Source organism: Scytonema sp. UIC 10036 (genome assembly GCF_009725235.1).
In genome coordinates this window covers 30646-42906 of sequence record NZ_WJFC01000073.1, presented here as the reverse complement: position 1 = coordinate 42906, position 12261 = coordinate 30646, and the positions used below count along the sequence as shown (strand labels likewise).

At 39.7% G+C, this 12261-nt stretch carries 13 protein-coding genes and 1 pseudogene; 10 read left to right on the top strand and 4 right to left on the bottom strand.

Annotation, left to right across the window (positions count from 1 at the left end; all coding sequences use genetic code 11):
- Positions 1–335: 335 nt before the first annotated feature.
- Positions 336–707 carry a zinc ribbon domain-containing protein gene (locus F7734_RS29600; protein ID WP_155748149.1) on the bottom strand — a complete coding sequence of 124 codons (372 nt, stop codon included), beginning with the start codon at positions 705–707 and terminating at the stop codon, positions 336–338.
- A 300-nt stretch (positions 708–1007) separates the two neighbouring features.
- Here F7734_RS29600 and F7734_RS29595 point away from each other — a divergent pair, with 300 nt between their 5' ends.
- The 3 genes from F7734_RS29595 (at position 1008) to F7734_RS29585 (ending at position 3819) form a co-directional block, all read left to right on the top strand.
- Entirely contained in the window at positions 1008–1268 is a 261-nt protein-coding gene (locus F7734_RS29595; RefSeq protein ID WP_155748148.1) for a hypothetical protein, read from the top strand.
- A gap of 234 nt (positions 1269–1502) precedes the next feature.
- Positions 1503–2615 carry a FecR family protein gene (locus tag F7734_RS29590; RefSeq protein WP_243147165.1) on the top strand — a complete coding sequence of 371 codons (1113 nt, stop codon included), beginning with the start codon at positions 1503–1505 and terminating at the stop codon, positions 2613–2615.
- A gap of 184 nt (positions 2616–2799) precedes the next feature.
- Positions 2800–3819, top strand: coding sequence for a PDDEXK nuclease domain-containing protein (locus F7734_RS29585; protein ID WP_155748147.1), 1020 nt, complete (start codon positions 2800–2802; stop codon positions 3817–3819).
- A 67-nt stretch (positions 3820–3886) separates the two neighbouring features.
- On the opposite strand, the gene F7734_RS29580 is transcribed toward F7734_RS29585, so the two are convergent.
- From F7734_RS29580 to F7734_RS29570, 3 genes are all read right to left on the bottom strand, one after another.
- Positions 3887–4231 carry a helix-turn-helix transcriptional regulator gene (locus F7734_RS29580; protein WP_155748146.1) on the bottom strand — a complete coding sequence of 115 codons (345 nt, stop codon included), beginning with the start codon at positions 4229–4231 and terminating at the stop codon, positions 3887–3889.
- Positions 4228–4647: a type II toxin-antitoxin system RelE/ParE family toxin gene (locus F7734_RS29575; protein WP_166482235.1), complete on the bottom strand. Its 420-nt coding sequence runs from the start codon at positions 4645–4647 to the stop codon at positions 4228–4230. The genes F7734_RS29580 and F7734_RS29575 overlap by 4 nt, the downstream gene beginning before the upstream one ends.
- A 357-nt stretch (positions 4648–5004) precedes the next feature.
- Complete coding sequence (locus tag F7734_RS29570) at positions 5005–5865, bottom strand: WYL domain-containing protein (RefSeq protein ID WP_155748145.1); 861 nt, start codon at positions 5863–5865, stop codon at positions 5005–5007.
- Positions 5866–6311: 446 nt separating this feature from the next.
- On the opposite strand from F7734_RS29570, the gene F7734_RS29565 reads away from it, so the two are divergent.
- The 7 genes and pseudogenes from F7734_RS29565 to F7734_RS29535 form a co-directional block, all read left to right on the top strand.
- Positions 6312–6524: a hypothetical protein gene (locus F7734_RS29565; protein ID WP_155748144.1), complete on the top strand. Its 213-nt coding sequence runs from the start codon at positions 6312–6314 to the stop codon at positions 6522–6524.
- A gap of 79 nt (positions 6525–6603) precedes the next feature.
- A complete protein-coding gene (locus F7734_RS29560) occupies positions 6604–6864 on the top strand; it encodes a DUF433 domain-containing protein (RefSeq protein ID WP_155748143.1) in 261 nt (86 codons plus the stop codon).
- On the top strand, positions 6861–7241 hold the full coding sequence (locus F7734_RS29555) for a DUF5615 family PIN-like protein (protein ID WP_166482234.1): 381 nt from the start codon (positions 6861–6863) through the stop codon (positions 7239–7241). The genes F7734_RS29560 and F7734_RS29555 overlap by 4 nt, the downstream gene beginning before the upstream one ends.
- A gap of 260 nt (positions 7242–7501) precedes the next feature.
- Complete coding sequence (locus F7734_RS29550) at positions 7502–8533, top strand: hypothetical protein (RefSeq protein WP_207714246.1); 1032 nt, start codon at positions 7502–7504, stop codon at positions 8531–8533.
- Positions 8534–8536: 3 nt separating this feature from the next.
- Complete coding sequence (locus F7734_RS29545) at positions 8537–9361, top strand: hypothetical protein (RefSeq protein WP_155748142.1); 825 nt, start codon at positions 8537–8539, stop codon at positions 9359–9361.
- Positions 9354–12089 carry a CRISPR-associated helicase Cas3' gene (gene cas3, locus F7734_RS29540; protein WP_155748141.1) on the top strand — a complete coding sequence of 912 codons (2736 nt, stop codon included), beginning with the start codon at positions 9354–9356 and terminating at the stop codon, positions 12087–12089. The genes F7734_RS29545 and cas3 overlap by 8 nt, the downstream gene beginning before the upstream one ends.
- A pseudogene (locus F7734_RS29535) lies at positions 12079–12243 on the top strand (CRISPR-associated endoribonuclease Cas6); the annotation flags it as partial. The gene cas3 and the pseudogene F7734_RS29535, both read left to right, overlap by 11 nt.
- Between the last annotated feature and the right edge of the window lie 18 nt (positions 12244–12261).

Below are 12261 nucleotides of genomic sequence, written 5' to 3'. Positions count from 1 at the left end.
AATGAAATTACGTAGGTTGGGTTGAGGAACGAAATCCAACAAATGCTTGTAAATGTTGGGTTTCGTTCCTCAACCCAACCTACAAAAATTCGAGAGCCCTTGCAGTATTGAACCAGTCATTAGTGACCAGCGATCGGTGAACAGTGACCACCTGACCAGAGAAAAATGACAAATAATCAATAAGAAATGACAAATAACAAACGAACAATGAGCAGTTACGTATACGATACAAGCCTCTAAAGTTATTTACGGAAAAAATGTTTCATTATTCAAATTCCCCACTTGTAGTACTGGAATAAATTGGTCACTGATGACTGGTCACTGGTCACTGTCTGCTAAGAAGTAGATAATACAATGAGAAAACAAATAAACAATAAAGCCAGCAACAGTAGCAAAGCTTGATTGCGTCTCACCCAATTTTGAACAGTGACACCTAAGCTGCTAGATTGTTTCTGCTGCTGCAACTCTAATTCCCTTTCATCTACATTTTGGTAGAGGATGCACTCTTTAGCATAAGGACGCTGGGGATAAGTGCAGCTGTCATCGGCATTGTACGTACAAGTGTCGCAGAGATATTTTTCCCCAGTGGCACGATGCAGGGGAATACCTGGATGTCCGTAAGCTTTTAACTCGACGCGACAATGGGGACAAGTGACAGATTGGGAGTTAACAGGTTGATGGCAACGGGGACAAGTTGTAGTTTCCAAAACCGATACCTAAAATGTAGCCTAACATCTTATCTTATCAGGCAGCAAGGTAGAGGATCGAAGGTCAAAGGCAAAGGGCAGAAGGGAAAATTTGCTCTTCCAAACTTGTAGTTGTATCACCTCGTTCCCAGGCGGAGCCTGGGAATGCCTTCAAGGAGGCTCCGCCTCCTGTGCTCTACCTACAAAGCGAGGCAGAGCCTCTAGTAATGCATTCTGTGCCTCTGGCTGGGAACGAGAGAGGAAAAATCGTTTCACCCATTAGATAGTTTTGGAGATGTCAATATTAGCCCAAACAGCAAGATGTTAGTTTCGGCAAGTTCGGACAACTCCATCAAAGTATGGACTATAAAAGGTAAGGAAATTACTACTTTCAAATGGTTGAGTGCTTCAACCAATAGCGTTCAGTTCAGTCCCGACAGCAAGACTTTGGCTTCAAGTAGTCACGATCGAACTAAGCCAGAAGAACGCCATCTATGTGATTTGGACTTTACATTTAATTTGCATAAACGAACGGGTAACAATGCCCATCCACCAAGACTTTTATCTAATTCTGGTATGTAAATTAAAAGATTTTTAGCAACACATTTACCCTATACCCTTAGCCTTCAGCCCTCATTCTTCAAGCTTTCTTCATCAAAAAACCGTAATTATGCTGAAGTTTTATTTTTAGTAACTAAAGATAATTTGACTTGGGGTGCATAGTTGGGTAATGACTAGTACAGGTCAGTAGAAATAGATGGAACTCTATTACAAACTCTAAATCTACCTAGAATTCTTACCAATGACAAATGACAAATGACGAATGACGATTGCCCGAGGCTGCAAACTATGTTCCGCAAGTTGTTGATACTGCTAGTAATGAGTTTATGGGGAAGTGTTGTTTTACCTTTGCCACAGAAAGCAAGCGCTGTGACTCCCTTAACACTGGCTGTTATTCAGGAACTGAAGAACCTAGTGCAACTCGTGCCTCACAACAAGCCGCAGCGTCAGGCACGCAAGTTGGATTCCATGATTCCTGGAGATGGCTTGTCTACTGGTAGAGCTTCTTTGGCAGAATTGCGGTTTAACGATGGTTCCATGGCGCGAATTGGACAACAGGCTGTCTTTCAGTTCTTACCAAAAACACGAAACTTAAGACTTTCAAATGGAACAATATTGTTGCTGATTCGACCAGGACAAGGAAAAACACAGATCAATACACCAAATGCTGCAGCCGCAATTCGCGGTTCTGCACTGTTTGTACGCTACGATCCACAAACAGACACCACCATTGTAGGTGCATTAACAAATAGCGGTATTCAAGTTCAGAACAAGAATGCTTCTCAAAACCAAAATTTGGCAGCTGGACAATTGATAGTTGTCGTTAAAGATAGGTTTCAGGGTTTATACGATTTTGACCTGAGAACTTTTTATGAAACAAGCAATTTGGTTCGGGGGCTAGATTTAACTCTTAAAAGTGGTGTACCGAGTTTAGATCCGGCGATCGCTAGCGTTCAGGCTGAAACGGCGGCTGCAGTTGCAACACAACAGCCATTAATAGGTCAGGGTGTGATAGAAAACTTGCCTGTTTTAACGACAACGACTTCTTCTGGCAATACCTCGACTCATCACAGTAGCGATCGCATACACAACAATTTGATGAGAGACTATTCTCCAGTAGAGAACCTATTAGACACAGGACAAGTTTTGTCAAATACTGGTAAAGGTAGCAATTCTAAACCTGCTACCCAGCCTGTTAACAACAATCCCGGCAACAATAATCCAGGAAATGGTAACCCTGGTAACGGCAATCCAGGAAATGGTAACCCAGGAAACGGCAATCCAGGAAACGACAATCCAGTTGGCAATCCAGGAAATGGCAATCCTGGGAACGGCAATCCCAGCGACAATAATCCGGCACAAAATTAGCGAAGCTACTCCCTTCGGTGCCAATACTGCTCGGAGCGGGAAATTGTAGGTTGGGTTTACCGTGTGTGAAACCCAACAAATGTCTGTCAATGTTGGGTTTCGTTCCTCAACCCAACCTACGTTATGAGTGACATTGATTGAGAGATAATTTTAATTAGACTGAAAAATCAAATTATTAGTAAACATGAGTAAGCCGATTCCGGATGATTACAAAAACTTACTAGTTGAAATAAAACAACGCATTCGTTCTGCTCAATATGAAGCATTGAAAGCCGTAAATAAACAACTCATTGCCCTATACTGGGACATTGGCAAGATGATAGTAACCCGTCAACAGGGGGCTAGTTGGGGAAAATCAGTGGTAGAACAGTTAGCAAGGGATTTGCAGGCAGAGTTTCCTGGGATTAGTGGATTTTCTGCCCGTAATATTTGGAATATGCGGAGTTTTTATGTTACTTACAGCCAGAATGAAAAACTGCAACCAATGGTTGCAGAAATTGGATGGACTCACAATCTTGTCATTCTCGAAAAGTGTAAGGATGATTTGGAACGAGAGTTTTATCTCAGAATGACTCGCAAGTTTGGTTGGACAAAGAACGTTTTAATTCATCAAATTGAGAATAAAACTTATGAGAAAACCCTGCTGAACCAAACTAATTTTGATAAAGCCGTACCGGAGGAAATACGCGCTCGCGCAAAATTAGCGGTTAAGGATGAATACACGTTTGACTTTTTAGAATTAGGTGATGAATACAGCGAGCGTGAGCTAGAAAAGGAAATTCTGACAAGGGTGCAACCATTCTTACAAGAAATGGGAGGGATGTTTGCCTTTATTAGTAGTCAATATCGTCTGGAAATTGATGATGAAGAATACTTTATAGATATTGTTCTATATCACCGTAGTTTGAAATGTTTGGTAGCAGTAGAACTAAAGATTGGTAAGTTTTTGCCTGAGTATGTTGGCAAGATGCAGTTTTATTTAGCTGCTTTGGATGACAAAGTAAAGCTACCTGATGAGAACCCATCAATTGGCATTATTCTTTGCAAATCTAAAAATAAAACGATTGTTGAGTATGCACTCAAAGAATCAAATAAACCAATTGGTGTGGCAACTTATCAGATAGTTTCTACGGTACCTGAAGAACTCCAACATCAGCTTCCTGCTCCAGAGCAAGTTGCCAAGTTATTGGAGGGAATTGAATGAACATTGATGGAACCAACCAAGCAGCACTACTTTGGGGAGCTTTTTTTGGAAAATCGCAAAGTTTTTCTCAAGATGGCTCAGCAGGAATTCGCACTGGCTCAATTTTTGGAGCTTGCTTATTTTCTATCGGTACGAAGTGAATTTCAACTGCATAGCCTGCACCAGATGCAAGCTTTGTTAAAGTTTCAAGCTTAGGCATCTGTTTTCCAGATTCAATTCTGGCGAGTTGCGGTTGTTTAATTCCGATCTTATCTGCAAAGTCGCGTTGACTTAAACCACTTGCCTTTCTAAGGCTAATGACTTGTCGCGCAAGGTTAAATTCAGTTTCCAGTGCATCATACTCAGCTTTTACTTTTGGATCTGCCAAGACTTGACTGCGAATAGATTTCCAAGAAATTGTGTTGGAATTCATTTTTTCTTGCTCTTTTTAAGTTTAAGTTTTTTGCTTTCCTCAACCTCTTCTTCAGGAAGCCTTGGTTGCTTTTCACCAGCCAAAAACGTTTTCATCCGTTGTTTAGCTAGTTCAATTTCTTTTTTGGGGGTCTTTTGAGTTTTCTTTTGGAAAGCGTGAAGCAGAATGAACCGCTTGCCAGTGTAGGCAAAGTAGATAGTTCGATAAATATTTGTATCTTGTTCTACTCGGATTTCATACAGTTTATCCTCAAGCGGCGCGACATAAGGTTTTCCTACAGCCGTACCATGCTCTTCTAGGAGTTCAAAAATACGAGCCAATTTAGCCCGCACCTTTGCTTCTTGTTCGTTAAACCAATCCATAACCGGAGAATTGCCGTTTTGAGATTGATAAAACTCAACTGTCCATCGGCTCACTTAACTTTAGACCTTTGATAATATTAACGTTATCATAACTCCACTATTTTAGTTACTAATTCCTAAAACTTGCCATATCTCTTTCAGTGGAGTACTGTTTAGCAAAATAAATAGATACAAAGCCTTAACAGTATTTAAGTAGCAATAAAAGTCAACGGGCATCAAACGTAAATCTTTATGCAGCAAGAGATATAGCGAATTCTTAGCTAGGAACTACACAAGAAAAAGAAGGACAGGCAAAACGCCCATCCCACCAGAAAGTCATAATGTCTTACACAAGATAGCTAATGTTGCTTTCCGGCTCATACAAGACTAAGTTTTGTAAGCGCTTATTTGCTGTCTCAGTTGTTTGCATTCCTAGGAATCAACTTTCAAATCATAGCGTTGGCAAAGAGTTTTGAGGTTTTCTCGGACTTGCGATCGCACGTTTTCTGGTGACACGACTACGCAATCTTCCCCATACCGCAATACTTCTCGAATTAACCAAAAGGGATTTGGCACACGCCGCACGACTTGGCGCACGTCTCCAATAACTTCATCACTTATGTCGTTTGGTCTTGGTTCATAGGCTTTCACCATTCCGCGAAAAAAGTGTAAGTACACTTTTAAGAAATCTAAGCCTTCATGCCTCCAGTGTCCGTTTATTGGCTCAACACGGTTGATTCTATCTAAACGCAAACAGCGATTATGTAAAAGTTCTGGAAAATCTGGGTTTCTAATGTCTTGTGTTTCTTCACACCAGATATTCAGGTAATAGCGCTTCTCTTCAAAGGAAATCTCAGCATAACGAACTGTAAACGCTAAATTTTCTCCTTGAGCATTCCCATAAAGTAGTTGAAATGGTTGATAGTTCCGGCGGAACTGCTCTATTTGGCTACGCCATGCTTCACTAGGCTGATTAAGAAGTCCTGTAAGTGCTTGTTGCAAAGGTGTTTCAAGGTTTCCCTGTTCTAACAGTAAGTTTAAAAGAGTGTGAGCTTCTCCAATGTAACCCATATCAATCAGGATTTTTGCTGCCTGTTGTAGTGCTGCGACTTGATCTGGAGTGAGGGTGAAAAGCTTTTTAATTTCTGGCTGTTGTTGAGCGATCGCCACCAACAACCCAGAGACACTAGGGGATTTACCCCAGAAGATGCCTAAGCGACAGGCGATTTCTTCGAGCTGCTCTCTGATTCCTGTTGGTATTGATAGTGTAATTGTCTCTTTTTTCCTAGGCATTCAAAATTTATATTTACAATATTGACATATTATAGCTTGAGAAGTTAATTTAATTATATCAACGCGTGTTAGGAGTGATAAGGCACAAAATTTATTTGTATTTCGGCAGCAACCACTAAAAAAAGCCAGAATTTTGTTCTGGCTAGAGAACCCTGATAGGGATTCATAAAGTTGTGCTATTAACTTAAGCGCTCCATTTACACGATTTCAATCCCTGATAGGGATGAGAGTGAATTTTTTGGAGCTTATTTGTAGAGTACAATTTCCCCAATCATTTGAAAAGTCCTCAAGCTATTAACTTAACGTCTATTATACGGACGATGAAAATTTTGATAGACTTGAAAGCGAACTAGATAATTGCCTAGTCCGCCTATGTTGTGTTGGACGCACTTCATAAGGTTAGCGTATGGCTTGTCTAGTTGTACAGTTATTAGAAACAATTTGCCATGAAAGATGATAACCTTCCAGATCGTTTACTGGAACTGATGTCGGACGGCGGCTGGCACTCGACTGAAGAACTGGTAGAGAAAATTAGTCATCGATTCTCCGCAACCATGCACACTCTTAAAAAGAAGCGGGGTTGCAAGTTTGAGAAGCGCCGTGTTCACGCTCAGCAATACGAGTATCGACTGGAGATTGAGTCAAAAGCGATCGCATAAACAGCATTCTTTATATATTGGGAGGTGGTTACCACTACTCCCATTTCCTGAATAGTTTAGCTACTGGAGGTCAACGGCTATGACCAGAGATAATTTGCTGTCAAGAATTTCTATTGACCCGAATATCTGTTTTGGCAAACCTTGTATTCGCGGACATCGCATCTCAGTTGCCCTTATTCTGGACTACTTAGCTGGTGGTGCAACCATTGAGGAAGTTCTTGAGGGATACCCAAGTATTGAGCGAGAAGATGTGCTGGCTTGTATTGCCTATGGCGCGGAAATGGCGCGGGATGTTTTTGTAGAAATTCCTTTAAGTAAAAAAAAGGAAGCTAGTGCGTGAACCTAAAACTTGATGAAAATATCGATCTTCGTGTTGTTACTCTTTTACGTTTAGCAGGACATGATGTAGCGACAGTACTGGGACAAGGTTTGAGCTCAGCTTCCGACCAAGAAGTGATTAATGTTTGTGGCAGTGAGGGTAGATGCTTAGTCACTTGCGATCGCGGTTTTGGAAATCGTCTAAAATATAATCCCTCTGACTATGCAGGAATTGTAATTATTCGTTTACCATCTCGCTACACTTTTGAAGATTGGCAAGAGGTCATAGAGACTTTGATTCAGGGATTAGAGCAAGCAGAAGTTACAGGTAAGTTGTGGATTGTCCAAGGTGGAAGTATTCAGGAGTATCAACCAATCGAGCCAGATTCAGATATATGATTACTGATGTTACTAAAATCAAAAAAATTTATCTCAGTGCTTTGGCATCTGAAGTTATTTCTCCTCAAGACTCTTGAGAGTTAATTATAACTTTAGCAAGTGAACCAGAAACGGTTGCTATAGCACGCACTTTTGACAACCCTCGGCTAGTTAGGCTATTAAATCTCAAGCGTCATCACGACAAGAGCCAAATACCACAACTAATTTTTAATACCAATCAAGTTACTTATGATGGTCAGGACATTGGTAAGATTCAGAATTTGTATAAAGCTCCACTACCGGGAGAGTTGCAAGCACGATTAGCAATTGAGAGTGCAATTGACAGATTTTTGGAGTATTTGCAGAAGATATACAAGATTGTCGTGCTGGATGAAAGCGACTACCATGCACAGGTTTTCATCCCCAGTACACAAGCGTCAGCAGACTTTAGACAATATTGGCAGAAATTTTTAGAAAATGTCGCTTTTTCAACAGATGGTTACAGTAAGTACAAATTATGGGATTTAACACAGACATTTATTGTCATGGTGAATGTTAACGTTGTGGAGATGGTAAAACTGACAAGTAAAGATGGGCAATCGCTGGAAAAATGCTATATTTCTCCCACTAAAAGGCGAGGTGTTGAACGCCGTTGTTTAATCTGGGCACCCGTGAAAACAGGAGAATTACTTGGGGATAAACAACAGTGTGGTATTCCCAAAACCTGTGCCAAACCTGATTGTCCTATCTGTGCTCCCTACGGCGCACTAGATCCAGGAAATAAAACTCTCATAGGTCGCGTTACTCATGGTGGTGGTGTTGCTATTCAAGACATATACCCAGTAGACAAGCAACGAGCAATGCACCCAGCACGACTAGTGAATCAAAAGAATGAAACGCCAATACCATTTAAACGCCAGTACAATCAACCCGGTATTTTATATCCAGTGTCTAACCATGCGTTAAGCGTAACAGACAAAGAATTTTCCTCTGTTGCTTATGCTTTTTTAGACTCTTTACCTCGTATCGGTTCTGGAAACCCGAAAGGTATCTCTATCGCTGAATCTGAAGAGCAAACACCTCTATTAGTCGTGGATCGTTATCTAGTTCCCAAGGGGAAACGTCCTATTATCTCTCCATCTATAACCAACCCAGAAACTGCGATTGCAAACTTTATGAATCTTGCCCAGTACCCCCACACCAACATCGATCATATTCAGAAAGATTATTTTGAGCGGTGGATTGGCAATAAAGCATTAGAGAAGTTGCAAGAATACGCAAGTGACTTTGTTAAAAATGTTTTACAGGCGTAATTCATGTATTTACTGAAATTCACAATCAAACCTACGGCAGCAATGACATTTCGCATTCTGCCCAGTTCCATCTTGAATATTGCCACCTATCCCTTTGTTCCGCCCACAACTCTATCAGGATTCCTGCGAAGATTGGCAATGATGAGTGTGGGAATGGAAATTCCTGAAACTTCCATTAACAAAGATGACCCACCATTTTATACATTACCCCGTCGTTATATAGCACTAGGTGCATACCCATCTGCAAAAGCATTGCGTACTGTGCATAAAACCTATCGTAAAGGAATGCGTGAGTTTAACCACTACACTTTTTCTCGATTGTATGTGGAACAGGACAAGGCAAATTTTCAGTTACATACTTGGGAATACTTTATTGCAGAGGAATTAACTGGTTATATCGTGAGTAAATCTTTGCAGGGGTTAGAACACTTCAAAAAGCTAGAAGGTTACGGATGCAAGTTGGGAAAAGAAGGCTTTGCTGTAGTGGAAAAAGTTTCTCAAGCTATCCAGCTAAGACGGGAAACTGTTGCAGCTAACCCATCAACGATTGTACCGATGGAAGCATTATTACAAAATGGTCAGTTTGTAGGGGGATGTGATATTTACAATCTCTATCGCTACAAGTGGTCAGATAATTCTGACACCACTTCTGCTGAAGAAGGATTTCTAGACGAGAAGCGAAGCTTAGTAGAAGGATTTATTCCTTTTATTACTGCGTACTATCCCAAGAAAGTAAATTCCGCACCAACTATTGATTACTTCACTGATGGGGAAACTTATATACCTGTCTTTTTGATTAGCCTTTTACAAGGAGAAGTATATGTCTAAGTCGCCACGCCAACGTCCTTATCTTTTTGGTCGCGTCTTTTTTCCTAGTAAGCCGAATCCTAATCCAGCTATTCCTAATGAGATTTATTTGCAACCTCTGGACAATCATGTAGGAAATGTTATTAAATTAGGTGAGTATTGGAAGCCAAATGATTTTTCTAATCCCTATCAATCATCATTTCTCAGATTTAAAAAGTCAGCAGGAATTCACGATAAAGGAAAACCTCAGAAATTTGAATTACGAGTAGAAAATAACAAAAATGGTGAATTTAAGAAGTACATCTACTCCTTCAGGGGGCATAGATTCGTAGCTGATAGTAAAGACATTTGGGTTAAAAAACTTGCTAGAGGACATCATGACTTTTCTGTTCAAGATATCTGTCGAGATACCTATGAGTTAAAAAAAGATTCTGAATATGCAAAAATTCTCTCTAACGATCCTTTAACTTATGCACGAGAACTCTATATTTTAGAGATGTGTGACCAGATTGAAGCAGAGTTGGCTTGTCGGGTGATTGGAGATGAGGAACAAGCAGAATCTCGCACATTCATGGATTACACTATTAGCAAAGATGAGTCAGAACCCAATGTCTATCGAATTGACCCTTGGATTTTTTCAAAAGATGAGATTGAACTCACTTTTAAATCCTGGGTATTCCGTCTCTCTGAAGACGATAAAGCTAAGCTGCAAAAGTGTCGAAAACAAAATAGAGATGCTGATTTAGGTAAAACGTTAGATGTAATTACTAAAACATGGTGGCAAAATCAGCCGGAAAAACCAGAGGAAGCTCCGTCTCAAAAAGTCATCCTTAAACCTTATCAATCAGAAGATAACCTTAAAGATAAAGATTGCCAATTCTGGTATCAACAACTAGCTGGCTTTGCACCCAACCCAATGCAAGAGGAAATATTTAAAGAAATTACTCACACAGATGCACCAGCTTTCCTAATCAAAGCGCCGACAGGATCTGGCAAGTTTGAAAGTGTCTTGTTTCCTGCTTTAGCAAAGAATTATCGTTTAATTCTACCATTACCTGCTCGGAGTCTGCTAGAAGACCAAAAACAGAGGGTAGAAAAGTATCTGAAGCGTTTTTCGCAACTTTACCCAAAGCGTGAAATATCTTTAGTTATAGATACTGGCTCCCAAATGTATCGTTGGGTTTACCGTGATGGTAAAGAGGAACCCAAACCTAGAACTAGTAACCCCAGACGCCATCTTTACAAAGGAGATGTCATATTAACAACATTAGATAAGTTTTTGTATCGTTATTTTGCCTTTGGTGACAAGCAAAAATCATTTGTATTTCCTCTAAGGATTCATAGAAATAAAACTCATGCTGAAAAGACACTCATCTGTTTTGATGAAGCTCATACTTATGATGATATCTCTTTTACCAATTTTCATGGATTGGTCAAGTCACTTTATGAAGCTGGGCGATCGCTCATATTAATGACGGCTACAATGCCGCCAGAGTATGTCAAGCGCTTTAATTATCTCATTCCCATTGACTACCTCAGTAATGTAGAAAAAGCGGCAGAATTAGCCAAATTTCAAAAAGAAAATTTGAAACAACCTTTTCTTAATAAAAGAGGCTTTGAATGGCTCCACGATATTGTAATTAATTCACAAAATACTGAACCATTTCAACAACGTGTTTTACAAAAAATCATTCAAAAATTAAATATTCAATCTAAACGACGAATTATTGCTGTTGTTCAAACTGTGAAAGATGCTGTAGCAATATATCAACGTTTAAAGCATTGGTTAAACTTACAATCTGATATTGATGACCAAGAATTATTTCTCTATCATGGTCGTCTTGATGGAAAGGTCAGGCAAGAATTGTATACAAAACTTAAACAAAGGGATAATGACAACCAGCCTTATATTTTGATTACTACCAGTGCAATTGAGGTTGGTTGTGATTTAAATAGTGAAGTTTTGATTTCAGAAATCTGTTTGCCTGAAAATTTAATCCAAAGGGCGGGTCGTTGCAATCGTAAGGGTGATATTTCAAATGCCAATGTTATTGTAGTTGGTAAAGTCGAAGGTGAGCCAATTCCTTTCTATGCTCAAAGCTTAGATGAAGCAGGATGGAAAAAATATCAAGAAACACTGCAATCATTATCAGTATTTGATTCTGAATTGATTGGTAAATGTATTTCACGTTCTCATCACATTGATGATTACCGAGTTGTAGAACTATTCTCCATGCTGCATGACTATGTTTATAGCGCAGATTTAACTTGTCAACCTATTCATGAAAAAGGTTTAGTGATAACCCGTAGTTGGACACCATCTGTCACTTTAGTGTATGACGATGGTACACATGGAGACAGAATAGAAGAAAAAATACCAGAAATGCCTCAAGTTACAGTTCCAGTCGATCGCTTAATTATCAGAAAAGATGAAAATGGAAGTAACGAGTATGCCAATACTAATGTTTATGAGCGTTATTACGACCAAGAGGAAACTCAGTGGAAAATACGACCTTTACGCACTGGATATGCGTATCAAAAAGATATAATCGTCATAATTAGTCGTCAACATGATGGTAAGAAAGAATATACATATAACTCAGAATTAGGTTTTGTTGATTTACCTGGAGTTTTTATTAAGTGGAGGACAACAGGATTTGAGCAGAAATTGCAATATAAATATAATGAGAATGATAAACAAAAATCAGCAGTTATTACATATATCAAAGCATTAGAAGATACCCCATAGCTTAGTTCTCAACATCATCCCCTTGGATCGCATCTACCCTGAATCCCTAACTGGGAGAAACTACCACGCTCTATTCCTGACTCTTATCAGTTCTGTCGATCGCAATTTAGGAGTTTACCTACACACATCTAACATCGACAAAGCCTTCACTCTTGGAGAACAGCGATCGCAG

Bases quoted from the DNA above. Each gene is read 5' to 3' on its own strand.
- F7734_RS29565 (WP_155748144.1), top strand. From the start codon at position 6,312: ATGAAAGATGATAACCTTCCAGATCGTTTACTGGAACTGATGTCGGAC.
- F7734_RS29595 (WP_155748148.1), top strand. From the start codon at position 1,008: ATGTTAGTTTCGGCAAGTTCGGACAACTCCATCAAAGTATGGACTATA.
- F7734_RS29580 (WP_155748146.1), bottom strand. From the start codon at position 4,231: ATGAATTCCAACACAATTTCTTGGAAATCTATTCGCAGTCAAGTCTTG.
- F7734_RS29560 (WP_155748143.1), top strand. From the start codon at position 6,604: ATGACCAGAGATAATTTGCTGTCAAGAATTTCTATTGACCCGAATATC.
- cas3 (WP_155748141.1), top strand. From the start codon at position 9,354: ATGTCTAAGTCGCCACGCCAACGTCCTTATCTTTTTGGTCGCGTCTTT.
- F7734_RS29585 (WP_155748147.1), top strand. From the start codon at position 2,800: ATGAGTAAGCCGATTCCGGATGATTACAAAAACTTACTAGTTGAAATA.
- F7734_RS29545 (WP_155748142.1), top strand. From the start codon at position 8,537: ATGTATTTACTGAAATTCACAATCAAACCTACGGCAGCAATGACATTT.
- F7734_RS29570 (WP_155748145.1), bottom strand. From the start codon at position 5,865: ATGCCTAGGAAAAAAGAGACAATTACACTATCAATACCAACAGGAATC.
- F7734_RS29590 (WP_243147165.1), top strand. From the start codon at position 1,503: ATGACGAATGACGATTGCCCGAGGCTGCAAACTATGTTCCGCAAGTTG.